Origin of the sequence: Collinsella aerofaciens, assembly GCF_020181355.1 — a bacterium.
Lineage (GTDB): Bacteria > Actinomycetota > Coriobacteriia > Coriobacteriales > Coriobacteriaceae > Collinsella.
This window is the reverse complement of sequence record NZ_CP084004.1, coordinates 266,992-291,997: the sequence shown is the minus strand read 5'-3', so window position 1 is coordinate 291,997 and position 25,006 is coordinate 266,992. Positions and strand designations below refer to the sequence as shown.

The 25,006-nt window shown below is 61.3% G+C and carries 22 protein-coding genes and 2 tRNA genes; 21 read left to right on the top strand and 3 right to left on the bottom strand.

Going from position 1 to position 25,006, the window contains the following annotated elements; genetic code table 11:
* Positions 1-22: 22 nt before the first annotated feature.
* The 6 genes from LCQ44_RS01300 to LCQ44_RS01275 all read left to right on the top strand — a co-directional run bounded on the left by LCQ44_RS01300 (position 23) and on the right by LCQ44_RS01275 (position 6,070).
* Positions 23-469: a pyridoxamine 5'-phosphate oxidase family protein gene (locus LCQ44_RS01300; RefSeq protein WP_195232441.1), complete on the top strand. Its 447-nt coding sequence runs from the start codon at positions 23-25 to the stop codon at positions 467-469.
* A gap of 44 nt (positions 470-513) precedes the next feature.
* A complete protein-coding gene (locus LCQ44_RS01295) occupies positions 514-924 on the top strand; it encodes a pyridoxamine 5'-phosphate oxidase family protein (RefSeq protein WP_195232439.1) in 411 nt (136 codons plus the stop codon).
* 257 nt (positions 925-1,181) lie between these two features.
* Positions 1,182-2,252, top strand: coding sequence for an N-acetyl-gamma-glutamyl-phosphate reductase (gene argC / locus LCQ44_RS01290; RefSeq protein ID WP_225093857.1), 1,071 nt, complete (start codon positions 1,182-1,184; stop codon positions 2,250-2,252).
* A gap of 134 nt (positions 2,253-2,386) precedes the next feature.
* Complete coding sequence (gene argJ, locus LCQ44_RS01285) at positions 2,387-3,655, top strand: bifunctional glutamate N-acetyltransferase/amino-acid acetyltransferase ArgJ (RefSeq protein WP_225093856.1); 1,269 nt, start codon at positions 2,387-2,389, stop codon at positions 3,653-3,655.
* A gap of 81 nt (positions 3,656-3,736) precedes the next feature.
* Positions 3,737-4,717: an acetylglutamate kinase gene (argB, locus tag LCQ44_RS01280; RefSeq protein ID WP_117583122.1), complete on the top strand. Its 981-nt coding sequence runs from the start codon at positions 3,737-3,739 to the stop codon at positions 4,715-4,717.
* A gap of 69 nt (positions 4,718-4,786) precedes the next feature.
* Positions 4,787-6,070, top strand: a complete 1,284-nt coding sequence (locus LCQ44_RS01275; protein WP_225093855.1) for an aspartate aminotransferase family protein — start codon at positions 4,787-4,789, stop codon at positions 6,068-6,070.
* Between the two features lie 262 nt (positions 6,071-6,332).
* Here the strand turns inward: LCQ44_RS01275 and LCQ44_RS01270 are convergent, their stop codons facing one another.
* Entirely contained in the window at positions 6,333-7,667 is a 1,335-nt protein-coding gene (locus tag LCQ44_RS01270) for an IS256 family transposase (protein WP_089573697.1), read from the bottom strand.
* 525 nt (positions 7,668-8,192) lie between these two features.
* Positions 8,193-8,268 (bottom strand) — tRNA-Val (locus LCQ44_RS01265).
* Positions 8,269-8,455: 187 nt separating this feature from the next.
* Here LCQ44_RS01265 and asnB point away from each other — a divergent pair.
* The 7 genes from asnB to dtd all read left to right on the top strand — a co-directional run bounded on the left by asnB (position 8,456) and on the right by dtd (position 15,981).
* Positions 8,456-10,336 (top strand): asparagine synthase (glutamine-hydrolyzing), encoded by a 1,881-nt coding sequence (gene asnB, locus LCQ44_RS01260; protein WP_225093854.1) that lies wholly within the window; start codon positions 8,456-8,458, stop codon positions 10,334-10,336.
* A gap of 112 nt (positions 10,337-10,448) precedes the next feature.
* Complete coding sequence (locus LCQ44_RS01255; RefSeq protein WP_195569164.1) at positions 10,449-12,011, top strand: Mur ligase family protein; 1,563 nt, start codon at positions 10,449-10,451, stop codon at positions 12,009-12,011.
* Between the two features lie 107 nt (positions 12,012-12,118).
* Positions 12,119-13,030, top strand: coding sequence for an HAD family hydrolase (locus tag LCQ44_RS01250; protein ID WP_225093853.1), 912 nt, complete (start codon positions 12,119-12,121; stop codon positions 13,028-13,030).
* 51 nt (positions 13,031-13,081) lie between these two features.
* Positions 13,082-13,966 (top strand): glutamate racemase, encoded by an 885-nt coding sequence (gene murI / locus LCQ44_RS01245; protein WP_035137557.1) that lies wholly within the window; start codon positions 13,082-13,084, stop codon positions 13,964-13,966.
* Between the two features lie 54 nt (positions 13,967-14,020).
* Positions 14,021-14,746, top strand: coding sequence for a ribonuclease PH (gene rph / locus LCQ44_RS01240; protein ID WP_225093852.1), 726 nt, complete (start codon positions 14,021-14,023; stop codon positions 14,744-14,746).
* Between the two features lie 143 nt (positions 14,747-14,889).
* On the top strand, positions 14,890-15,531 hold the full coding sequence (gene rdgB, locus LCQ44_RS01235) for an RdgB/HAM1 family non-canonical purine NTP pyrophosphatase (protein ID WP_225093851.1): 642 nt from the start codon (positions 14,890-14,892) through the stop codon (positions 15,529-15,531).
* A 3-nt stretch (positions 15,532-15,534) separates the two neighbouring features.
* Positions 15,535-15,981, top strand: a complete 447-nt coding sequence (gene dtd / locus LCQ44_RS01230) for a D-aminoacyl-tRNA deacylase (protein WP_055286755.1) — start codon at positions 15,535-15,537, stop codon at positions 15,979-15,981.
* A gap of 176 nt (positions 15,982-16,157) precedes the next feature.
* On the opposite strand, the gene LCQ44_RS01225 is transcribed toward dtd, so the two are convergent.
* Positions 16,158-17,324, bottom strand: coding sequence for an IS110 family RNA-guided transposase (locus tag LCQ44_RS01225; RefSeq protein WP_225093809.1), 1,167 nt, complete (start codon positions 17,322-17,324; stop codon positions 16,158-16,160).
* A 375-nt stretch (positions 17,325-17,699) separates the two neighbouring features.
* Here LCQ44_RS01225 and LCQ44_RS01220 point away from each other — a divergent pair, with 375 nt between their 5' ends.
* From LCQ44_RS01220 to LCQ44_RS01185, 8 genes are all read left to right on the top strand, one after another.
* Entirely contained in the window at positions 17,700-17,996 is a 297-nt protein-coding gene (locus tag LCQ44_RS01220) for a Veg family protein (protein WP_006234957.1), read from the top strand.
* Positions 17,997-17,998: 2 nt separating this feature from the next.
* Entirely contained in the window at positions 17,999-18,895 is an 897-nt protein-coding gene (gene ispE / locus LCQ44_RS01215) for a 4-(cytidine 5'-diphospho)-2-C-methyl-D-erythritol kinase (RefSeq protein WP_225093850.1), read from the top strand.
* A 49-nt stretch (positions 18,896-18,944) separates the two neighbouring features.
* Positions 18,945-19,021: transfer RNA gene (locus LCQ44_RS01210), tRNA-Pro, on the top strand.
* 112 nt (positions 19,022-19,133) lie between these two features.
* Positions 19,134-19,409, top strand: coding sequence for a twin-arginine translocase TatA/TatE family subunit (gene tatA, locus LCQ44_RS01205; protein WP_022094895.1), 276 nt, complete (start codon positions 19,134-19,136; stop codon positions 19,407-19,409).
* Positions 19,410-19,515: 106 nt separating this feature from the next.
* Positions 19,516-19,986 carry a transcription elongation factor GreA gene (gene greA, locus LCQ44_RS01200; protein WP_006234960.1) on the top strand — a complete coding sequence of 157 codons (471 nt, stop codon included), beginning with the start codon at positions 19,516-19,518 and terminating at the stop codon, positions 19,984-19,986.
* Between the two features lie 79 nt (positions 19,987-20,065).
* The gene (gene lysS / locus LCQ44_RS01195) at positions 20,066-22,030 is read left to right on the top strand and encodes a lysine--tRNA ligase (RefSeq protein ID WP_225093849.1); all 1,965 of its coding nucleotides are present in this window, start codon (positions 20,066-20,068) and stop codon (positions 22,028-22,030) included.
* Positions 22,031-22,334: 304 nt separating this feature from the next.
* Complete coding sequence (locus LCQ44_RS01190; protein WP_225093848.1) at positions 22,335-23,903, top strand: threonine/serine exporter family protein; 1,569 nt, start codon at positions 22,335-22,337, stop codon at positions 23,901-23,903.
* Between the two features lie 311 nt (positions 23,904-24,214).
* A complete protein-coding gene (locus tag LCQ44_RS01185; protein ID WP_022094319.1) occupies positions 24,215-24,763 on the top strand; it encodes a DUF2798 domain-containing protein in 549 nt (182 codons plus the stop codon).
* Positions 24,764-25,006: the final 243 nt, after the last annotated feature.

Here is a 25,006-nt window from a genome sequence, read left to right as displayed (position 1 = left end):
CGAGCGCAAGAAAGGGGTCCCTATGACCGACAACGACCGCACGGCTCAGCTTGAGCGCGCCTGTTCGTATCTCAGGCGCATTCCGGCGTGGTATCTGGCCACGACCGATGTGGCCGACGGACATCAGCCCCGCGTGAGACCGTTTTCGTTTGCCATGGTCGATGACGGTAAGTTGTGGTTTTGCACGTCGCGCGATAAGGATGTGTGGGCGGAGCTGAGTGCGAATCCCAAGTTTGAAGTATCGGGCTGGAAGCCGGGGGAATGTTGGATCGTGTTGACCGGCGAAGCCGCACTTGAGGACGACGCAGCTGCGAGCGACAAGGTGCGTCAAGCGGGTTTTAAGCACATGGTGGGCATTGGCGAGCAACACGATAGTGCCAACGACGGCCGCCTTGCGTTTTTCTCGGTCCGCAATATCGTCGCCCGCTTCTGTGATATCGACGGCAGCGAGGAGCGCCTGGAGCTCTAGCTCACACAAACCAGGCTCTCAAACTGGCTAGTACAGGAGGAAACGTGGACGGATTGAATACGGTTTTGGAGTATCTGACGTCGGTGCCGGCGTGGTACTTGGCGACGAGCGTGGACGGGCAGCCACATGTACGTCCGTTCTCGTTTGCACAGATTCAGGACGGTAAGCTGTGGTTTGTGACGGCGCGCACCAAAGACGTGTGGCAAGAGCTGCTGCAAAATCAGCGCTTTGAGGCCACGAGTTGGTGGCCGGGCCATGGCTGGCTCATCTTGCGCGGGCATGCGGGTCTGGATGACCAGGCCGCTCCCGATATGCGCGAGGCTGGATGGAAACATCTTGAGCGCTTGAGCGAGCACTATGAGGGGCCTAACGACCCCACGCTCGTCTTCTTTAGCGTGGAGGAACCCGAGGCCTTTATCTGCAATCACGACGAATGGGTGCCGGTCGAGCTCTAGCCAGCTGGCTCATCCTAACAACTTAGTTTTCGCATGGGCGGGTCCCGTGTTGCCCGGCACCGTAAGGAGTGCCGGTCAATACGGGGCCCGCTCCATTTGTCAATTCCTTCAAGCGAATGTGTCGGGAATGTTTCAATGCATGAATATGTAAACCATTTACGTGTTAATGCATCTTTTGGTGCTAAAGTTTCAACCCACTTCATAACGACAGCTGCGAAATGCGCATCGGTGCATAAATCGCAGACAAGGAGTCTGATATGTCTTTGAAGGTTGGAATCGTCGGCGCGGCTGGATATGCCGGAGCCGAGCTCATTCGCCTCGTGCTCGGTCATCCCGAGTTTGAACTTGTCGCCATTACGTCCAACGCCGATGCCGGCCAGCCGTTGTCTGCGGTGTACCCGAGCTTCACCGGCGTAAGCGATCTTGTCTTCACGACGCATGATGCCCCCGAGCTCAAGAACTGTGACGCGGTATTTTTGGCCGTGCCGCACACGGCTGCCATGGCTCAGGTGCCCGCCCTGCTTGCCGCGGGAGTCTCCTGCATTGACCTCTCGGCCGACTATCGCCTGAGCGATCCGGCCACCTTTGAGGCCTGGTATGCCGCCGAGCACACGAGCCCCGAGTTGCTCAAGACCCGCGCCTTCGGTCTGCCCGAGCTGTTCTCCCAGGATTTGGAGACCGCTGCATCCGATCATGCCGACGGCAAACCCGTGCTGGTCGCCTGCGCCGGCTGCTATCCCACCGCAACGAGCCTTGCTGCCGCTCCTGCCGTGCGTGCGGGCTGGGTGGCCGAGAACGGTCCCGTGATTGTCGATGCCATCAGCGGTGTGACGGGTGCCGGCAAGTCCTGCAACGCTCGTACGCATTTTTGCAGCGCCGACGAGAACTTGGAGGCCTACGGCGTGGGTAAGCATCGCCACACGCCCGAGATTGAGCAAATCCTTGGCCTGACCGATCGCGTCGTCTTTACCCCGCACCTGGCACCGCTCAAGCGTGGTCTGCTCTCCACGGTGACGATGCCGCTCGCGCCGCAGGCCATCGACTCCTTGGCTCTTGAGGACGTTGTCGACTATTACAAGCAGTTCTATGCCGGTCGCACCTTTGTGCGCGTGCTCGATACCGGCCAGCAGCCCAAGACGGCTTCGGTTGTCGGCACCAACGCCGCCCAGATTGGCCTCGCGCTCAACAAGCGCGCGGGCGTGCTGGTGGCGACGGGCGCCATCGACAATCTGTGCAAGGGCGCTGCGGGCCAAGCGGTCCAGTGCGCCAATATCGTCTTTGGCTTTGACGAGCGACGAGGCTTGCCCACAGTGGCGTGCCCGGTGTAGCACATTCGATTGTTAACGATTTGGTAGTCGGGCATCGAGTGGGGCGCCACTCTTAAGCCGGTCTCATGATTACGACTGGCATGGCGCACCAACCGATGTCCGTTTTTTGTTTGACATAAGGAGTCATAAAGACGATGAATACCGAGCTGTTTGATATCAAGATTCGCGCCGTCGAGGGTGGCGTTACGGCTGCGGCTGGTTTTAAGGCTGCAGGCATCCACGCTGGGTTCCGCAAGAACCCCGAGCGTCTGGATTACGCGTTCGTCGTGCCCGATAAACCCTGTCCCGGTGCCGGCGTGTTTACCACCAATCGCTTTTGCGCGGCGCCCGTGCAGGTGAGCCGTGCCAACCTGGGCGGTGCCGACAAGGGCTACGGTATCATCGCCGGCGTTTCGATCAACTCTGGCAATGCCAACGCCGCCACGGGTGAGACCGGCCTTGCATGCGCGCGCGAGACCTGCAACATCGCGTCGCAGGTCATCGGCTGTGAATCCCAGCAGATCCTAGTTGCATCCACAGGCGTGATTGGACAGATTCTGCCCATCGACACATTTGAGACTGCCATTCCTGCTGCCTACGAGGCGCTCTCCGCTCACGGTGGCGCCGATGCCGCTCGCGCCATCATGACGACCGACACGCACTCCAAGGAGTACGCCGTGTCCTACGTCAGTGAGGCTGCGGGTCATGCGGGCAATGTCTATACGGTAGGCGGAATGTGCAAGGGCTCGGGCATGATCATGCCCAACATGGCCACCATGATCGCAGTTATCACCACCGATGCCCCCGTCGAGCCTGCGGCACTTCATGCCCTGCTGCTTTCGACCGTCAAACAGACCTTCAACAAGGTAACGGTCGATTCCGACACCTCGACCAACGACACCTGCATCATGCTTGCCTCCGGCGCCGCTGCCGCAGATGTCGAGCCTATCGTTGAGGGCTCCGATGCCTTTGACGAGTTGGCATTTGCTGTGCACGAGGTGTGCGAGAGCCTGGCGCGCAATATCGCCGCCGATGGTGAGGGCGCATCCAAGCTTGTTACGGTCAACGTTACCGGCGCCGTGAACGACGAGGAAGCCGATATCGCCGCCCGTGCCGTTGCCAACTCGCCGCTCGTTAAGACCTGCATCGCCGGCCACGACTGCAACTGGGGTCGCGTTGCTATGGCACTCGGCAAGTGCGGCGTGAAGTTTAATCAGGAAGACGTTTCCATCGACATGATGGGCATGCCTGTCTGTCGCGATGGTCTGACTGTTCCCTTTGACGAGGACGAGGCTCTACGACGTTTCGAGGCGCCAGAGATCGTGATCTCGGCCGACCTGGGCGCAGGCGACGCGGCAACGACCGTGTGGACCTGCGACCTCACGCATGAGTACATCTCCATCAACGGCGACTACCGTTCCTAGATTCCGGGCACGCTGCGCATCTTGCCGCGATTGCGGACAGCGGAGCACGGCGCGATAACGATATGAAAGACGAGGCAGATTATGAAATTCGCACGCGATTGTCGTTCGAGCGAATCCAACGAAGCAACCGCGCAGCTGCTGTTCGAAGCGCTGCCGTGGATTAAGAACCTGACCGGCAAGACGGTTGTTATCAAATATGGCGGAGCCGCCATGGTTGATGAGCAGCTGCGCCGCGACGTGATGAGCGACATCGTTTTGCTCAAGATCATCGGTATGCGCCCCGTCATCGTGCACGGCGGCGGCAAGGCTATCAACGAGGCGCTGAGCCATTACGATATTCCCGTCGAGTTTAAGAACGGCCAGCGCGTGACCACGCCGGCGACTATGGATATCGTGCGCGAGGTGCTGGGCGGCAAGGTCAACCAGGAGCTGGTTGCTGCCATCAACCACCACGGCAACCTGGCCGTGGGCGTGTCGGGCAGCGATGCCGGCACGCTCATCGCCGAGCCGCTCGACCCCGAGCTCGGTCGCGTGGGCAAAGTGACGCACGTCAACACCGACTATATCGAGCGCTTACTCGACAGCGAGTACATCCCCGTCATCGCAACCGTCGCGGCGGGGGAGGACGGCGGTTTCTTCAACATCAACGCCGATACCGCCGCCGGTGCCGTTGCTGCGGCGCTCCACGCGCATAAGGCGATCTTTTTGACCGATGTCGATGGCCTGTACAAGGACTTTAGCGACAAGGACTCGCTTATCTCCAACCTAACGCTCGACGAGGTTAACGAGATGCTCTACGGCGGCGAGGTCGATAAGGGCATGATTCCCAAACTGCGCGCGGCCGTCGATGCGCTTGCCGGCGGCGTATTTCGTGCTCACATCATCAACGGCACCACGCCGCATTCGCTGCTGCTGGAGCTGCTGACCGATGCCGGCGTCGGTACCGTGATCCATTCCACCGAGACGGCTTACGAGTTCGATACGCATCCGCATCCGCTTTCGACGTTTGCTGCGCGTCTGACCGAGAACCTCGACGAGGTCGAGAAGCTTCAGACGGTCTAGCTGACCCGCAGCCGCCCCATTCCTGCATCCATAGCCCCGCGCCGTCCGGCGCTCAACGAAAGGCATCCCATGTCACTTGCAGCTCAGCAATCGCTTGAATCCCATTACGTTATGCATACCTTTGGCCGCTTTCCGGTCGAGTTTGTCGAGGGCCACGGCATGAAGCTCACCGGCGACGATGGCCGTGAGTACCTCGACTTTCTTGCCGGCATCGGCGTGTGCAGCCTAGGTCATGGCAACCTGGCTGTGCTCTCGGCGCTCGAGGCACAGACCAAAAAGCTCATGCATGTCTCCAATTACTTCTACATCGAGCAGCGTGGACAGGTCGCGGCGCTGCTGTCCAAGCTTGCTAACGACGACGTAGATGGTGCGCGCGTGCTTGCCGATGCCATTGCCGCCGGCGATGAGACCACGGCAGCTGCTCTTGGTGCCCCGGCTGCGGGCGAGCAGGTGTGGGAGACGTTCTTTGCCAATTCCGGCGCCGAGGCCAACGAGGGCTCGATGAAGCTCGCGCGCTTGTACGCCAAGCGTGCCGGTAACGGCGGCAACACCATCGTGTGCATGCGCGGCGGCTTCCACGGCCGTACGCTCGAGACCATTGCCGCCACCATGCAGGATTGGCTGCAGGATAGTTTCCGTCCGCTGCCGGGTGGCTTTGTGGCCTGCACGCCCAACGATGTCGATGAGCTGCGTGCGATCTTTAAGCAGCTGGGGAGCGAAATTTGTGCCGTGATGCTCGAACCGATCCAGGGTGAGAGTGGCGTGCACCCCATGACCGAGGAGTTTATGGCGGCAGCGCGCGACCTAGCACACGAAGTGGGCGCCGTGCTTATCGCCGACGAGGTCCAGTGCGGTATCTTCCGCACGGGTAAGCCGTTTGCGTTCCAGACCTATGGCGTGGAGCCCGACATTATGAGTCTTGCCAAGGGCATTGCCGACGGCGTGCCCATGGGTGCCGTCGTGGCAAAGAAGGAGATTGCCGACGTGTTTAAGCCGGGCGACCACGGCTCGACCTTTGGCGGTAGCTGCTTGGCCGTCGCGGCGTGTGCCGCGACGCTCTCCGCGCTTGTGCGCGGCGATTATGCCGAGCATGCTGCCAAGGTGGGTGCCTATATGGAGCAGGCGCTGGCTAAGCTTCCGCATGTGGTAGAGGTGCGTGGCCGTGGCCTGATGCTCGGCTGTGATTTGGATGATGCCGCGGGCGACGCACATGATATTGTTGCCCGCGCGCTGGCCGCCGGTGCCGTGATTAACGCTACGGGTGCTCATACGCTGCGTTTCTTGCCGCCGCTCGTCTGCGAGGAAGCCGACGTGGACAGTCTGATCGAGATCCTGTCGGGTGTCTTGGTCTAACGCAGCGCAATAACTCAATTTGGACCGGGTTCCGGACTGCGGGCGTGCCCTATGTGGCATGATTCAGCGGTCTGGAGCCCGTTTTGCCTTAGATTTGCTAAGGCAGGGAGACCCGCTGGTCAAAAAACATTAAATATGAGTACTGCTACCGATTTGGTAGCAGCAATTTTGGACTAATAAGGCCAGATGGCAAGTCGAAATGGGTGGCGCGCGCAGACGTGGTGTAAGAGCGTCCTGAGGTCCGTCGCTGCAAGTCCCGATATTACTCCTTCTTGAGACCGCGCCTCTCGACTATCTCGTCCACTATCTCCCTGGCGCGCCGCCCGAGCGCGCGGCGCCTCCCCTCTGTCGGGGCCGGCCTGTCCGCGGGCTCGGCGAAGCCCTCGGCGGCCGAGGCCTCGGAGAACACGCGCTGCTGGGACCACTGTCCCTCGGTCTCCATGAGGCTCGCGCACGTCAGGCGCAGCATCGACTCCCTCGAGGGGAAGGACTGCACGACCCTGTAGCGGCGCTTGATCTCGCGGTTGGCGCGCTCCTGGACGTTGTTGGTGCGGAGCTTGGCCCAGTGCGCCCTGGGGAAGGCCGTGAACGCCAGCGCGGAGTCCTCGGCCTGCTCGAAGACCTCGCCGGCCCTGGCGGACACCGACGCCACCCAGGGCGCCGCCTCGGCCCACACGCAGCGCGCGAGGTCGGGGTCGTCCTGGTAGACCGCGGCGTGCACGAGGTCCCTGACGGCCGCCTTGGAGTCCTCGGGCCTGCCCGAGCAGGCGCTCTGGAGGTTGCGCTGCAGGTGCGTCACGCAGCGCTGCCAGGCGCAGCCCTGGAACAGGCGCGAGACGGCGGCCACGAGCCCGGCGTGGCTGTCGGAGACCACGAGGCGAACGCCGGCCAGCCCGCGCTCGCGCAGCCCGCCGAGGAATGCCGCCCAGGAGTCCTCGCTCTCGGTGTCGACCACGTCGCAGCCCAGGAAGTGCTTGCGCCCGTCGGCGCCCAGCCCGATCGCGGTCACGACGCCCTGCGAGACGACCGACGAGCCGACCCTGCAGCTCATGTAGGTGGCGTCGAGCCACAGGTAGCAGCACGGCGTGCCCGACAGGTCGCGGCGGCGGAACTCCGCCACCTCGGCGTCGAGGTCGGAGCAGAGGCTCGAGACCTCCGAGCTCGACAGCGAGGATATGCCCAGCTTGGACGCCACGCGCTCGACCTTGCGGGTGGACACGCCGCATACGTACATCTCCTGCACGATGGCGGCCACCGAGGTGTCGACGCGCGACCATCGCGCGAGCATGCCCTCGGGGTAGTAGGTGCCGTGCCTGAGCTTGGGTATCTCGAGCTCCACGTCGCCCACGGCGGTCTTGAGCGACCTGGGGCGGTAGCCGTTGCGGCTGTTCTCCCTGCCGTCGCTGCGCTCGTTGCGGCTCGCGCCGCACATCTGCTGGGCCTCGGAGTCCATCAGCGCGTTCATCACGCTGCCCAGCACCCTGCACGCGAACTCGCGCGCGTCGCCGCACTCCTGCCAAAGCCTCGCCGCCTCGAGGGCCTCGTCGCGGCCGAGGCGCAGTACACTCTCTTCTTGGGGCATCGCCTTTCCTTCCATTCGTCACCTTCATTACTCCAACGACGAATTCTAGGCGGTGTCCCCTCCCTTTCAAGAAAGGGCGGAGGCGGGGCATGCCCCGCCTCTTACACCACATCTCTGCGCGCTACCTCGAAATGGCGATGAATGCACGATTTTGATCCAACTGTTAGTCCTTATAATGGACATATGTTGCGTAACTTAAGCAAATACTATCTTTTTATATGTTGCAAACAAAGTAGCAGTACTCATTTTTGCCATTTTTTGGCCACGGACCTTGAAATGAGGGGTCCTTAGGATTCGAATCCCTCTGCGATGGGTCTGAAAAAAAGGCCTCCATCGCTGGAGGCCTAACAATTCAGTGGTGGGCGATGAGGGATGTCGCGTGCGGCTGACGCCGCCCGCTTTCGCTTCGGGCCTACGGCCCTCGCGTGCTGCGCTGGAAAACGCTTCGCGTTTCCTCAGCTCCGCACCCTGGCGGGTTCGAATCCCATGCGCTGGGACCAAACAAAAACGGTCCCCTTGCGAGGACCGTTTCCAATTCGGTGGTGGGCGATGAGGGATTCGAACCCCCAGCCTTGTGCGTGTAAAGCACCTGCGCTAACCGTTGCGCCAATCGCCCGTGCGGAGAGAGTATAGCAAAACAATCGCCTCATTCACCTCATATCCATTAAAGGTAACTCGCGCGTGTCACAGCGGAGCTGATTCAGTTGAGATTGCCTGAACATTCCGCCCCTCTTTACGCCCTCGGGTATACTCAAAAGCTACTGATTCGATTTGATGCCCAGCAACAGCAGAGGGGATAGTATATGTGCGGTTTTGTCGGTTTTGTCGGTGGGACGGATAACCAATCCGAGGTGCTCACCAAGATGATGGACCGCATCGTCCATCGCGGTCCCGATATGGGCGGTCAGTTTATCGACGGCCGCGTTGCCCTCGGCTTCCGCCGCCTGTCGATCCTCGACCTGACCGAGGCTGGCGCCCAACCCATGGCCAACGAGGACGGTAGCGTCGTCATTGTCTTCAACGGCGAGATCTACAACTTCCAAGAACTCCGTTCCGAGCTCGAGGCCAAGGGCTACAAGTTCCACTGCGGCGCCGACACCGAGAGCCTCCTGCACGGCTACGAGGAGTGGGGCGAGGCCGTTCTCGATCGCCTGCGCGGTATGTACGCCTTCGTCATCTGGGACAAAAAGAAGAACAAGCTTTTTGGTGCCCGCGACATCTTTGGCATCAAGCCGCTCTACTACTATCCCATGGCCGATGCAGGCGACGGCGCTCCGGGCGTGCTCTTTGGTTCCGAGATCAAGAGCTTCCTGGACTACCCGCACTTCCACAAGGCGGTCAACAAAAAGGCTCTGCGTCCGTACATGACGCTGCAGTATTCGGCAACCGAGGAGACCTTCTTCGAGGGTGTCTACAAGCTGCCGCCGGCGCACTACTTTACCGTCGATATCCCGACCGGCAAGATGAACATCGAGCGCTACTGGGATTGCGATTACTCTGCCGTCGAGAAGCCGTTCGAAGAGTATGTCGATGAGCTGGACGAGGTCGTGCACGAGAGTGTCGAGGCCCATCGCATCGCCGACGTCAAGGTCGCGTCGTTCCTCTCCGGCGGCGTCGACTCCAGCTATATTGCCGCTTGCCTCATGCCCGACAAGACCTTCTCGGTGGGCTTTGACTACAAGAACTTCAACGAGACCAACTACGCCAAGGAGCTTTCCGATAAGCTCGGCGTCGAGAACGTCCGCAAGATGATTACCGCCGACGAGTTCTTCGGTGCGCTCGAGGACATCCAGTATCACATGGACGAGCCGCAGTCCAACCTGTCTTCTGTGCCGCTGTGGTTCTTGGCCGAGATGGCCCGCAAGGACGTCACCGTCGTGCTTTCGGGCGAAGGCGCCGACGAACTCTTTGGCGGCTACGCCTACTACGAGGACACGGTCCCGGTCCGCAAGTACAAAAAGATGGTGCCGCTGCCCATCCGTCGCGCGCTCGGTAACCTGGCGCTGCATATGCCGTACTTCAAGGGACATAACTTCCTGGTCAAGGGTGCCGAGATCCCTGAGAAGTCGTTCCTGGGACAGGCTCTGGTATGGCCGGAGCGCGAGGTCGACGGCGTGCTCAAGCCCGAGTACAACACCGGCGATGGCGCCTTTGAGCTCGCAGCACCCATTTACGCACGCGTGAAGGATCAGCCCGAGCTGGTCAAGAAGCAGTACCTGGACATGAACATGTGGCTCCCGGGCGACATTCTGCTCAAGGCCGACAAGATGTGCATGGCACACTCGCTGGAGCTGCGCGTGCCCTTCCTGGACCGCAAAGTCATGGAGTTCGCCGAGCACATTCCCGACCGCTACCGCATCAACGAGAACGGCAACAAACAGGTACTCCGCCACGCTGCCAACAAGTCGCTGCCCGATGAGTGGGCCACCCGTCCCAAGGTGGGCTTCCCGGTGCCGATTGTCTACTGGCTGCGCGAGCAAAAGTGGTACGACTATGTCAAGGAGTACTTCACCGCGCCGTGGGCAAGCGAGTTCTTCGATACCGACGAGCTCATGCACCTGCTCGATCTGCACTTTGCGGGCAAGGGCGATTTCCAGCGCAAGATCTATACGCCGCTCGTGTTCCTAGTGTGGTACAAGCGCTTCTTTATCGACGAGGGCCAGCCTTCTGTTCAGGCTGCCTAGCCTCGGCTTACGAACGCCTGCGCGTAACGGCTCCTCCGGGAGCCGTTTTTGCGTGGGTGCGTTTCAGTTACTATAAAAACCGTCCCTGCCAAATGGCTGAGAAAGGTGAAAGATGCACCATTCGGATTCCGCGACCGTGACCACGGTCGATACGCTTGCCAAGCTTCTCGATGTGTGCGGCGAGCTGCGCGCATCAGAGCAGGTTGACGAGCGTGCCGTGACCGGCTGCTCGTTTGATTCGCGCGCGGTCTCGGCAGGTGACGTGTTCTTCTGCAAAGGTGCTGCCTTTAAGCCCGCGTTTTTGAGCATGGCGCTCGATGCGGGCGCCGTCGCATTTGTGTGCGAGGAGTCACTGGTCGAGTCTCTGGAGCCGCTGGCGCAGGAGAGCGGTGCTGCGATGCTGGTTGTTGATAGCGTTCGCACGGCCATGGCCCTGTTGCCGCCGGAGGTCTACGACCGTCCCGACCACGACGTCAAGATCGTGGGTATCACCGGTACCAAGGGAAAGACCACGGCCGCTTTTATGCTCCAGTCGATTATCAAAGCGGCGGGCGAGTCCTGCGGCATGATCGGCTCGGTGAGTACCGACGATGGCATCGAGTGCTACGAGAGCACCAATACTACGCCCGAGGCCCCCGAGGTCTGGCGCCATATCGCCAACTGCCGCACGTCCGGTCGCCAGTCCATGGTCATGGAGGTTTCGAGCCAGGCGCTCAAGTACCAACGCGTCGAGAATCTGCCGTTTGACGTGGCGTGCTTCCTCAACATCGGCCGCGACCACATCTCGCCGATCGAACACCCCACGTTTGAGGATTATTTTGAGAGCAAACTCAGGATCTTTGACCAGGCAAAGACCGCCGTGGTGAATCTAGGCACCGAAGAGGTTGACCGTGTGCTAGAGGCAGCGTCGACGGCCGAGCGCTTGGTGACCGTTGGCGTCGAGCATCCCGAGGCAAGCCTGTGGGCGAGCGATGTCCGCATGCTCGGCTTTAACATCGAGTTCAACTTGCACGGCATGAGCGCCGACGAGTCCGAGGCGGGGGAGAAGGTCCTGCTGGGTATCGCGGGCGACTTTAACGTGGAGAACGCGCTGGTCGCTATCGCCGCTGCGCGCGAGATCGGCATCGGTATCGAGGCTATCAAGAAGGGCCTCTCAAAACTGCGTGTGCCGGGCCGTATGGAGGTCGTGGAGTCGAAGGACGGCCGCGTGATTTGTGTCGTCGACTACGCGCACAACCAGCTTTCGTTCCGCTCGCTTTTCTCGTCGGTCAAGCGCGCGTTTCCCGCTAGTCCGGTCATTGCGGTGTTTGGCGCTGCCGGCGGCAAGGCGCAGGAGCGCCGCGAGCAGCTTCCGCGCGAGGCCGCACCGTATTCCGACCTGATGATCTTTGCCAATGAGGACCCGGCTCACGAGGACCCGATGAAGGTCTGTCGCGAGCTTGCCGAACATGTTCCCGACGATACGCCGAACAAGATCATCCTCGATCGCGAAGCCGCTGTGCATGCGGCGTTCAAGGCGGCGCGCGAGGAGTACGTCAACCCCGATGCTCCCACCATTGTCTTGCTGCTGGCAAAGGGTGACGAGGAGCTCATGCACGTGGGCGACGAGTTCGTGCCCATCGAGAGCGACCTTTCGCTGGCCAATCGCCTGATCGATGTTGCCCAGTTTGACTAATGAACCATGATGGCGGCGGCGCCCTGAGTGCGCTGTCGCCATAAGCGTGTTCCCTCAATCAAAACATGCCGTCCAAGTCCAAACCCTTCTACGTAAACGGAGTAACCATGTCCCACAATACCCTGCCGACCGTCGCCGAGCTTTCGGGCGAGATGCGCGAGCGCTTGGCCAAGGTCAAGTACGTCTTTACCGACCTGGATGCCACGATGCTTGCACCCGGCTCGTGCGTGCTGCGCGACAACGACGGCAACCCCTCGACCAAACTCGTCGAGGCCGTCGTGGCGCTCGCTCGCGCTGGTATTCAGGTGGTTCCCACCTCGGGCCGCAATCGTACCATGATCCACGAGGACGCGCGCGTGCTCGGCCTCAACTCCTACATTGGCGAGATGGGCGGTCTGGTCATGTACGACCTTAAAGCCAACGATTGGGAGTATCTGACCGGCGACATGCCCTACGACTCCTCTTGCGGCCTCACGCCGCACCAGGTGATCGAGCAGACCGGCGTGTGCGAGAAGATCCTCGCCCGCTGGCCGCACAAGATCGAGTATCACAACGACATGTCGACCGGCTACAAATACCGTGAGGTCACCGTCGGCATGCGCGGCGATGTGCCCGACGATGAGGTTCAGGCCATCCTGGACGAGGCCGGCTGCGGTCTGATCTGGGCGTGCAACGGCCATCTGACTCACCTGTCCAAGCCGACGACGCTCGAGCTCGATCGCGTCGAGGACGGCCGCGCATTCAACATCAATCCCGCGGGTCTCAACAAGGGCGTCGCCATTGCGCGCTTCTGCGAGCACCTAGGGATCGAGCGCGAGGAGACGTTGGCGCTCGGCGATTCCGAGTCCGACTTCTACATGGCCGATCACGTGGGCACGTTCTGCCTGGTCGAGAATGGCCTGACGAGCGTCGGCGCGCCTGAGTTCCTGGCTGCTTGCGAGAACGCTTTCGTTACGCGTGGCAAAATTATCGACGGTTGGGCGGCGACGGCAGAGCTGCTGGTCGCGGCGCGTTCGTAGCGCGGCGTCGCCGCACTTGGACATGTCTTTTCGAGAGAGACTGGTGAGGTAATGTCCGATATCGAGAATCCGGCAGGCGACACGCGCCCGATTGGCGTGTTCGATTCTGGTTTGGGCGGTCTGACGGTTGCGCGCGCCATCGCGACGGCGCTGCCGCACGAGTCCGTCTACTACTTTGGCGACACCAAGCGCTGTCCCTACGGCACGCGCACCGAGGATGAGGTGCGCTCGTTTGCGTTGCAGGCGGGTCGTTGGCTTTCGAAGCACGACGTCAAGATTATGGTCATCGCCTGCAACACGGCGACCGCTGCGGCCTTGCGTCTGGCCCAGCAGGTGCTCGACGTTCCCGTGATCGGTGTGATCGCGCCGGGTGCCCGTGCAGCAATCAACAGCACGCGTACGCGTCGCGTGGGCGTGCTCGCCACCAACCTCACCATTCGCTCGGGCGCCTACACGCGCGCCATTCAGGATCTGGATGCCGGCGTCGATGTATACGGCTGTCCTGCCTCGAGCTTTGTCGAGGTTGTCGAACACGAGCTAGCCTCGGGTGCACACCTGCAGGAACAGTGGCTTGAGAACGAGGACATCTTCGATACGCCTGCCGTGCGTGCGCTGGTGGGTGCCACGGTTGAGCCGCTGCGCGACCACGGTATCGATACCGTGGTGCTTGGCTGTACGCATTTCCCGCTGTTGGTGGGACCTATCCGCCATGCGCTGGGGCCTGGGGTGCGCGTCGTGAGTTCCGCCGAGGAGACCACGCGCGAGCTGACCGATATCCTCACGCGCCGCGAGCAGCTGGCGGGCGACGCCGCCGAGCCGCAGCATCGTTTTGCCACGACGGCCGATAACATTGCCGAGTTTGCGGTGGCGGGTAGCTTTATCTTTGGTCAGCCGCTCAAGAGCATCGAACATATCGATATCGATGAGCTGAAATAGATGTGAGGCAGCCGCCAAAGCCTTCGCCACATATTTTGCCGAAAGGATATTTCTATGGAGTATATGCAGGTCAACCGCGCCAACGGTCGCGCCGCCAACGAGTTACGCCCCGTTAAGCTCACCCGTGGCGTCATGAAGCACGCCCACGGCTCGTGTTTGGCCGAGTTCGGCGACACGCGCGTGCTGTGCGCCGCCACTATCGAGGAGGGCGTGCCGGGCTGGCGAAAGGGCGCCAAGGCCGGCTGGGTGACCGCGGAATACGCCATGCTGCCGGCGTCGACCGGCAAGCGCTGCAAGCGCGAGCACGCCAACCGCAAGGGCCGCTCCATGGAGATCGAGCGCCTCATCGGTCGCAGCCTGCGTACCGTCGTCAATATGAAGGCACTCGGCGAGTACACCGTTACCGTCGACTGCGACGTGATTCAGGCAGACGGCGGCACGCGAACGGCGAGCATTACCGGCGCCTGGGTGGCACTGCACGACGCCCTTGCCATGTGGGTCGAGGCGGGCAAGATCGAGCGCATCCCGCTTATCGGCCAGGTGGCTGCCATTTCCATGGGCGTTGTCGACGGCAACACCCTGCTCGACTTGGATTATTCCGAGGACAGCCATGCCGAGGTCGACATGAACCTCGTCGCCACCGACGCCGGTGAGATGATCGAGCTCCAGGGTACCGGCGAGCAGGCGCCCTTCGACCGTAAGCGCCTCAACGCCCTGCTCGACCTGGGCGACAAAGGTATCGCCGAGCTCATCGAGCTTCAGCGCCAAGCCCTCGCCTAACCTACCAAAAAGGGACAGGTTTAATTTGGTAGGTTTCATCTGCGGAGACGTCTAGACACAAGACTGCCGTTGATTGAGAGGGGAGAGGCAGAGGCCCTCGTCGCCCTCGGCGCGGCATTGCTATAGAGACAAGGAGGCCACTCATGGCACTTGAGAAGATCGACATTGACACTCTCGACCCGGCGGCGACCATCGTCGTGGCAACGGGCAACGCCCATAAGCTCACCGAGATCGAGGCCATTTTGGGCAAGGTTATGCCCGAGGTTCGCTTTGTGGCGCTCGGCCAGCTGGGCGATTTTGAGGACCCCGAGGAAAACGGCACGACGTTTTTGGAGAACGCCATCATCAAGGCGCAGGCTGCCGTCGAAGAGACGGGGCTCATGGCCATTGCCGACGATTCGGGCCTGGTCGTCGACGCGCTGGACGGTGAGCCCGGTGTGTATAGCGCACGCTACGCGGGCGTTCACGGCGACGATGCCGCCAACAATGCCAAGCTGCTCGTGAATCTGAATGGCGTGGCAGATGAGGATCGTACCGCGCGCTTTATGAGCGTCGTTGCGCTCATCGACACGGACGGCTTGGTCACCTATGGCGAGGGCGTCTGCGAGGGCGTTATCGCGCACGAGGGCCGCGGCGATCACGGCTTTGGCTATGACCCGCTGTTCCTGCCGGTCGACACGCCGGGCAAGACCATGGCCGAGCTCACGGCGGACGAGAAGAACGCCATCAGCCATCGATTCCACGCGCTCGAGCATCTGTCCGCCAAGCTGACGGGCGAGGAGTAGGCCATGCGTGCGGTGGTGCAGCGCGTGCTCAACGCCGGCGTGACGGTCGACGGCGAGTGCGTGGGCCGCATTGGACGCGGCTACCTGGTGCTGCTGGGTGTGGGCCATGGCGATACGCGTGCCGAGGCCGACAAGCTGTGGGGCAAGCTCCGCGGGCTGCGTATCAACGAGGACGAGAACGGCAAGACCAACTTGGCGCTTGCCGATGTCGACGGCGAGGTGCTCGTGGTGTCGCAGTTCACGCTGTTCGCTGACTGCCGCCACGGTCGCCGTCCGTCGTTTACGGATGCCGGCGCACCCGATGTTGCCAACGAGCTCTACGAGTACTTCCTGACGCTCGTTCGTCAAGATGTCGAACACGTGGCGCACGGCATCTTTGGCGCCGATATGAAAGTCGATCTTGTCAACGACGGCCCATTCACCATCGTCTTGGACACCGACAACCTTTAGGTTACGCGGTTTTACCAAACCGCGTAACAACTGGTCATGCGAGGTTGTCGTCTGGTACGTATTTGGGACGTGTCTCTATAGTTTTGTCAACCGCGTGCTTCGCGCCATTTCGGCATGACGCATCCGGGCATCTGGCGCCCCCGCTTGGTTTCCTCTTCGGTTGATCCCGCCGCCCGCTAGGCCGCGTACGGGACGGCGTCGCGCATGATCGCGTAGATGACCTTGAGCCTCTTCCTCGCGACCGCCTTCAGCGCCTTGCTGTGCCTCATCCCCCTCGCCCTGCACTCCCCGTAGTACCTCCCGAACCTGTTGTCCGTGCCGATGAGGGAGTTGCAGCTGAATATGAGCAGGTTCTTGAGCCGCCTGTTCCCGCCGTGCTGAGGCGACGTCGACCTGATGCTGCTCCCGGAGCGCCTGTCTGACGGCGCCACGCCGCAATAGCTCGCGAGCTCGTCGTGCCCCCTGAACGCGGATATGTCGATCGACGTCACCAGCGCCGCGGCGGTCTTGGGGCCGATCCCGGGCACCGTGAGGAGGCACTCGTAGACCTCGTCGCCCGCCAGCGAGTCGGCCACGAGCGAGTCGAGTTCCTCGATGTCGGCGTCGAGGGAGGCTATCTCCCGGGCGAGTATCCGGACCGCGACGTCCTCGCCGGCCGGGAGCCGCCTTCCCGAGCGCGACGAGGCCAGCAGCGCCTCCCAGAGCCTCCTGGCCCCCGCCGCGGGGGCGCCCGCGCGCCTGGCGGCGTTCGAGAACCTGCGCCAGCCGGCGGCCGAGCACCCGGCGGCCCCGCCGAACTCGGCCAGCATCGACACCTGCCAGCGGCTCGACGGGTCGACCGCGCCCTCGAGCGCGGGGTCGGCCTCGAGCAGGGTCGCGCGCAGCCTGTTCTTCGCGCGGGTCCTGGCGGACGACGCAAACTCGCGCTGCGACGACAGGATCCGCAGCGAGGCGGTCCCCTCGGGCTCCTCGGGCGCCGGCCTGAGGGCGCGGGGCACGCCGAGCGCGGTGCGCGCGATCACCTCGGCGTCGATGGCGTCGGTCTTCGCGATGCCGGGGAACATCCCGCGGGCCTGCTTCTCGGCATATCCGGGCAGGTAGGCGCAGGGGTTCCCGTGCGCATGGGCGCGCGCGAGGACCAGTGCGCCGATGTTTCGCTTCTGGTCGACGACGACCAGCGCGCCGGAGCCGGCCCGCTCGAGCAGCCGGTCGATGTCGTCGGGCCTGTTTGCCAGCTCGGCCCTGAAGGCGACGCCCCCTCCCGCATCGAGCGCGCACGCGCTGTGCGAGCTCTTCCCGACGTCGATCCCCAGGTAGGCCACGGGCGTCTCTGCTGCAGGCATGGTGTATCCTCTCCCTTGAGCCGGCCGTTAGCCGCGGAAGCGACACCCACATTACCCCGCCGTGGCCCGGTCCGGGCCCGGCACATCTCTATCAGTCGTTCCCCGCGGCCCCTCCCGCCCCGGCGGCAACACGTCCCGGGCCCTCTACGGGGCAGGGGCTGACGGCCGTCCGGGGCGGTCGGCCAGCGACCACCGGTACGGCTCAATCGTATAACCGTGCAACGGAAAAGAGCCGCCCTTTCGGACGGCTCAAACTGTAATGGGGCTTATTTAGCTACTTGCGTATGGCGGCAGCAGGGTGCTATAGTATTAGAGTTTTGTCTATCTTAGGGGTATTATCCCCTTTTTGAATTGCACCTTCTGGAGGCCCTGTTCATGGAAGAGATGGAAGTCAATCACGTCGACGACATCCACGAGAAGCTGACCGATATGGTGGGCGATCGCGTCAAGGTGAAGGCCAACATGGGCCGTACCCGCGTCGTCGAGCGCATGGGCACCATCAAGAGCGTCCACCCGGCCGTCTTCATTGTCGAGGTCGACGAGCGTCGCGGCCGCAAGTCGCGTCAGTCCTACCAGTATATCGATGTCCTCACCGGCCAGGTCGAGTTGTTCGACCCCGAGAGCGGCGAGCATATCTTTACCCCGCTCGGCAATCAGCTCGAGGAGCATTAACGGTGACCGATCGGTCCCTGACTCTTTCCGCGCCGGCAAAGATTAACCTCTACCTGGGGGTTCATACCGAGCGCGATGACCGCGGCTACCACAGGGTCGATTCCCTGATGGCGGCCGTCGGTCTTTCCGATACCGTGACGGTCACGCCGTTGCAGGCGCTGACCGTCCAGACGGTTCCAGCATCAGATTTTCCCATGCAAAAGAATACGGCGTATCGGGCTGCGGTTGCTATGGCCGAGCATTATGGTCGCGAGGCAAACATCTGCGTGACGATTGAGAAGCGCATTCCATTGTGCGCCGGCTTGGGCGGCCCCTCGACGGATGCGGCCGCGGTCATTGTCGCCTTGGCGGAGCTCTGGGGCATTGATCGCACCGACCCAGCGCTCGATGACATTGCGCGGGGCATTGGTGCCGACGTCCCGTTCTTTTTGCACGCGAGTCCTGCGTTCTACGTAGGTGGGGGAGACGTGCTGGCAACTGAGTACCCCGCGCTGCCCGCGACGCCCGTCGTGCTGGTCAAGCCGCGCGAGGCAAGCGTTTCGACAATTGAAGCCTATCGACGTTTTGACGAGGCCCCGGTGCCTGCGGACAAGCCCGGCGCGATAGCTTCTGCCTTGCGTGCTGGTGATGCCGAGACGGCATATGCACTCATCCATAACAATCTGGGTGTCATTTCCGCACAGATGGAGTCGCAGATTCAAACGGTCCTCGACTGGCTGCGTAAACAGGACGGAACCGTTGCTGTAGATGTGTGCGGATCGGGTGCCTGCTCGTTTGCCATTTGCGACACCGCTGCCACGGTCGAAAGGCTTGCCGATGCTGCCCAGCAAAATGGCTGGTGGGCCTGCGCGACTGAGCTTATTCCCAACAAGGTTCGCGTCGAAGTGCCAAAGAAATAAAAATTTCTCTAGCACACGACGGAAATCTTTGTTACTATAGTCGAGCTAACGGGTTGTGGCTCAGTTTGGTAGAGCACTGCGTTCGGGACGCAGGGGTCGCTGGTTCAAATCCAGTCAACCCGACCAGAGCATGAGGAGGGACCGCTTCTTGCGGTCCCTTTTTTTAGCTATTGTTGTGATACCGCGATAGCCGCGGTATACTCATTCGAGCTTGTCTCGCTGTATTGTGGAGGTCTACATGTTTGGACTGAGGGCTCCTGAGCTCATCATTATTCTCGTCGTTGTCCTGATTATCTTCGGGCCCAAGAACCTGCCGAAGCTCGGCAAGTCCCTCGGCTCTACCGTCAAGAATATCCGCGAGGGTATGGAGGGCGACGATAAGGCCGAGACCAAGCAGGCCGAGGAGGTCGTGGTCGAGCAGTCCGAGGAGGACAAGGAGATCGCTGAGCTCGAGGCTAAGCTCGCTGCTGCCAAGAAGAAGCAGGCAGAGGACAGCGACGCGGACGCAGAGTAGTCCCATCCCTTTGGGGTGAGCACCTGACCGGCTTGCCCGCAGGCTAGCCGGTCTTTTTCGTTTTGTTGACAGTTGATTGTTTGATCAGAGTTGGGGAGATATCCGTATGGACGCAAGCCAGATCGTACTGACCGCTGAGGGCCGCCAGAAGCTCGTCGAGGAGCTCGCTTGGCGTGAGGGCGATTACGCCAAGGAGATCGTCGAGGACATCAAGGAAGCCCGCGCGTTCGGCGACCTTTCGGAGAACTCCGAGTACGATGCCGCTAAGGACAAGCAGGCCCAGAACGCCGCTCGTATTGCCGAGATCCAGGCCATCCTCGCCAACGCTCAGGTTGCTGCCACCACGGGCGATCTGACCGTCTCCATCGGTTCCACCGTTTCTCTGATTGATCCCAACGGTGAGGTCATGGAAGTCACGCTCGTCGGTACCACCGAGACCAACTCGCTCGAGCACAAGATTTCCAACGAGTCTCCGGTCGGTCACGCCATCATCGGTCACGGCGAGGGCGACTCCGTCGAGGTCGTTACGCCTTCCGGCAAGACTCGCGTCTACACCATCGCCAAGATCGCACGCTAGACCACGGTCCCGCGTAAAGGTATGTTTTCGCTCCCTGGGACCGAATCCTGGGGAGCGTTTTAGTTTGAGGAGCTAACTTATGGCAGAGAACCAGAACGCCGCCGAACAGGCATCGACGCTCAACGACGAGCGCGCCACCCGCCTGGCCAAGCGCGCCGCCCTGTTCGAGGCGGGCCAGAACCCCTATCCCGAGCACTCTGAGCTTGAGGACTACGTCGCCGATATCGAGGCTAAGTACGCCGAGCTTGCCGATGGCGAGGACACCGAGGACGTCGTGAAGATCGCCGGCCGTGTGGTCGCCAAGCGCGGTCAGGGCAAGATCATGTTCATCGTCGTGCGCGATGCGACTGCCGAGATTCAGCTGTTCTGCCGCATCAACGACATGGACGAGGCTGCCTGGAATACGCTCGAGGCTCTCGACCTGGGCGACATCCTGGGCGTGACCGGCGTGGTCGTGCGCACCCAGCGCGGCCAGCTTTCCGTTGCCCCTAAGAGCGCGACCCTGCTTGCCAAGGCCGTTCGTCCGCTGCCCGAGAAGTTCCACGGTCTTTCCGACAAGGAGACCCGCTATCGCCAGCGCTATGTCGACCTGATCGCCAACGACGACGTTCGCGAGACCTTCCGTAAGCGTTCGCAGATTCTCTCCACCTTCCGTCGCTTTATGGAGTCCGACGGCTACATGGAGGTCGAGACCCCCATCTTGCAGACCATCCAGGGCGGCGCTACTGCTAAGCCGTTCATCACGCACTTCAATGCGCTCGATCAGGAGTGCTACCTGCGTATTGCCACCGAGCTGCACCTCAAGCGCTGCATCGTCGGTGGTTTTGAGCGCGTGTTCGAGATCGGCCGCATCTTCCGTAACGAGGGCATGGACCTTACCCACAACCCCGAGTTCACCACGATGGAGGCCTACCGTGCCTTCTCCGACCTCGAGGGCATGAAGGCGCTCGCCCAGGGTGTCATTAAGGCGGCTAACAAAGCCATCGGCAACCCCGAGGTCATCGAGTACCAGGGCCAGACCATCGACCTTTCTGGTGAGTGGGCCAGCCGTCCCATGACCGACATCGTCTCCGACGTGCTCGGCAAGCAGGTCACCATTGACACGCCGGTCGAGGAGCTTGCTGCCGCCGCGCGCGAGAAGGGCCTGGAGATTAAGCCCGAGTGGACCGCCGGCAAGATTATCGCCGAGATTTACGATGAGCTGGGCGAGGACACCATCGTCAACCCCACGTTCGTGTGCGATTACCCCATCGAGGTCAGCCCGCTTGCCAAGCGTTTTGAGGACGACCCGCGTTTGACCCACCGCTTTGAGCTGGTCATCGCCGGCCACGAGTACGCCAACGCATTCTCTGAGCTCAACGACCCGGTCGACCAGGCCGAGCGCTTTGCCGCCCAGATGGCCGAGAAGGCCGGCGGCGACGATGAGGCCATGGAGTATGACGAGGACTACGTGCGCGCCCTCGAGTACGGTATGCCTCCCGCGGGCGGCATTGGCATCGGCATCGACCGCGTGGTCATGCTGCTCACCAACCAGGCTTCCATCCGCGACGTGCTGCTGTTCCCGCACATGAAGCCCGAGAAGGGTTTCCAGTCCGGTGCCGCTGCCGCCAAGGCTGCCGAGGCCGGCAACGCCGCGAGCCCGTTCGTTGAGTCGCTTAAGCCCACGCTCGATTACTCCAAGATCGCCGTTGAGCCGCTGTTCGAGGAGTTCGTCGACTTCGATACCTTCTCCAAGAGCGATTTCCGCGCTGTGAAGGTCAAGGCATGCGAGGCCGTCAAGAAGTCCAAGAAGCTGCTGAACTTTACGCTCGACGACGGTACCGGTACCGACCGCACCATCCTCTCCGGTATTCACGCTTATTACGAGCCCGAGGACCTGGTCGGCAAGACCTTGCTCGCCATCACCAACCTGCCTCCGCGCAAGATGATGGGTATTCCCAGCTGCGGCATGCTGATCAGCGCTGTCCACGAGGAGGAGGGCGAGGAGCGCCTCAACCTGATCCAGCTCGACGCCTCCATCCCCGCCGGCGCAAAGATGTACTAACTAGTTACGCGGTTCTACGAACCGCGTAACGGCTCGACGCTGCGCGGGCCGCATTTGGACAATCTGACGTTCAACTTCAAGGGCGCGACCAGAAGGTCAGCGCCCTTTCGTTTCACGTCACCTTGTCTCAAATGCGGCCCGCTCGCTGACGTTGCCAATACATCGATGTAGTCATTGGGGACGTTCTTAAACGACTACCCAACGGATATTGCGCACATGGCTCGCATGACAGTCGTCTCTTTTATGTTTCCTTTAGCCGTTGCTGCCTAGGATGGGGGTTAGTCGACAGGAAGGGAGCACCGGGATGGACGACGCGAGCGAGCGTGCAATCGAAGAGGACATGCTCGATCAGTTCAACTACTTTGATGATGAGGACGAGGAATTGATCGACCGTCGCGAGCCGGCGGCGCTCGATACTTTCGACCTTATTGATGAAGAGCCCGACGAGGACGAGGTCGGATCAGCGGAGCCCCCACAGCCTTCGCGCCTTGACTCGCTGCTTTCGAGAGCCCCCATGCACCACGGCGTTCGTGCCGGCGCGCTCCATATGAAAACTGACTGGCACCAGATCGTGACGGCAGGCGATGAGCTTGCCGTCGATGCGCCACTCACCGATAAGTCATCCATCATCTGCCGCACCGGCATGCTTATGCTGGCAAGCGGAACAGGTGCCTGGCGCGTGCGCGATACCATGAATCGTGTTGCTGCCGTACTCGGCGTCACGATTCACGTCGACCTGAGTCTTCTGTCGTTTGAGTGCACTTGCATCGAAGATGGCCACTGCTTTAACGAGGTTGTCAGCCTGCCCACAACGGGAGTCAATACCCATCGCATTTGGATGATGGAGAGTTTCCTCAAGGAAATCGAGACCTATGGTCGTCGCTTCACGGTACACGAGTATCACGAGATGCTCAGGACCGTTGAGAGCTCAAAGCCTGATTACTCTCCCTGGCAACAGGGCCTTGCGGCAGCCTGTGCTTGCGGCGCCTTCGTCTTTTTGCTCGGCGGCGGCCCTATCGAGATGGCCTGCGCGTTCGTGGGCGCGGGTGTCGGCAACTTTGCCCGCTCCCATATTCTCAAGCAAGGCCTTGGTCAGTTCAGCGCGCTGACGACCGGCGTTGCGCTCGCTTGCGTTTCGTATCTGCTGGCATTGCTCGGCCTTGGCCAGGTCATACCGGGGGCAATGTCGCACCAAGAAGGCTATATCGGCGCCATGCTCTTTGTGATTCCCGGCTTTCCACTCATTACGGCAGGCCTCGACATCGCTAAGCTCGACATGCGAAGCGGTATCGAGCGCCTTTCATATGCCGTATCGATTATTGTGATGGCGACCCTCGTAGGTTGGATGGTTGCCGAGTGTGTTGGCCTGGCGCCGGACGACTTTGCCCCACTGGGCCTTTCGCCGCTTGCCCTTACGCTCCTGCGCGTGGTGATGAGCTTCGTTGGCGTATTCGGCTTCTCGGTGATGTTCAACAGCCCGGTAAAGATGGCCGCGGCAGCTGGGTTGATCGGCGCCGTGTCCAATACCCTGCGTCTGACCCTTGTCGATGCGCCGACGATGATTCCCTTCCTGGGCCTCAGCACGGGAATGCCTCCCGAGGCAGCAGCGTTTATCGGCGCGCTGGTATCGGGGCTGCTCGCAAGCTTGGCTGAAGTCAAGCTCACCTACCCGCGCATCGCCCTCACGGTGCCTTCGATTGTCATTATGGTGCCGGGCTTGTATCTGTATCGCTCGATGTATTACATGTGCACCTTCGACACGGTCAATATGCTCGGCTGGTTTGTGCGCGCAGTGCTCATCGTAGCGTTTCTGCCCGTTGGACTGGGTGTGGCGCGTACGCTCACCGACCCTCGCTGGCGCCACACCAGCTAATTGGTACAAGGGGGACAGGTTACTTTGCACCAAATGAGTTGCGGTGAAATAGGGACTGAATTGTTGCTTAAAGGGTCAAAACAGTCCGTATTCCACCGCAACTTATGGGGTCGGGGGTTTTGGTGCCCTGCATCTCCACAAACTCAACGCTTACGAAGCGCGCGCCGTTCGTGTTAGGGTAGTTCCACCACATAAGTAGTCGCAGACGCGCGTAACACGGGCGGGCGAGATGAAGTCCCAACAGCTCCATCTTGCCCGCCCGTTTTTGTTGCGTGGCGCCGCGGTACAACACAGAGAGGAATCTGCCCTTTATGCCTATCAACAAACGAGAGAGCCTGCTGTTCACCTTTATCATGTGCTTTTGCATGGTGCTCTGGATGAGCATCTACAACGTTGCCCTGCAGCACGGGGCCATCAACGGCGAGGTCGTTGCCACTGCGTGGCTCGGCTTCCCCGTTGCCTACATTTTTGCCATGTGCTGCGACTGGTTCGTCGCCAGCCCGCTCGCCAAGGGTTTCGCCTTTAAGTACTTGGTCACGCCGGGCAAGAGTTCGCCGCTTGCCATGACGCTCGCCGTCAGCTCCTGCATGGTCGTTCCCATGGTCATCATCATGTCGCTGTACGGTGCCTGTGAGGGTCTGACGCACATGCCCGGCGGCATCCTTGCGAACCTGTATTCCGTGCCCGCGATCTGGATGATCAACATCCCGCATAATTTTGTGATGGCGCTGCCGTGGAACCTTTTGGTAGCCGGTCCGATTTCCCGCTTCGTCTTCCGTCGCGCCTTCCCTGTGGGGACGGTTTTCGAGGAGGAGCATGCCGAGCTCTTGGAGCAGGCTATGGCTCCTGAGTGCGAGTAGCTCGCTTAGGGATCTGCTGAGCGCGGGCGACTTGCTTGGTTGGAGCCCAAAGCGTGGATAGCTCTCTCGGCGACATCGCGGGCGTGAGCGGTGCGCATGACCGGAGGGCCCGTGCTGCTCCGTTGCCCGACGTGCTAGCGCGCAGAACAATCTGTTGGTGCATTCGGCGGCTGCTGAAGCGTTTCGGCAGCCGCTTTTTATACGGAGTTTAAATACAACAGTCTGTTGTATTACGTAGAGTGG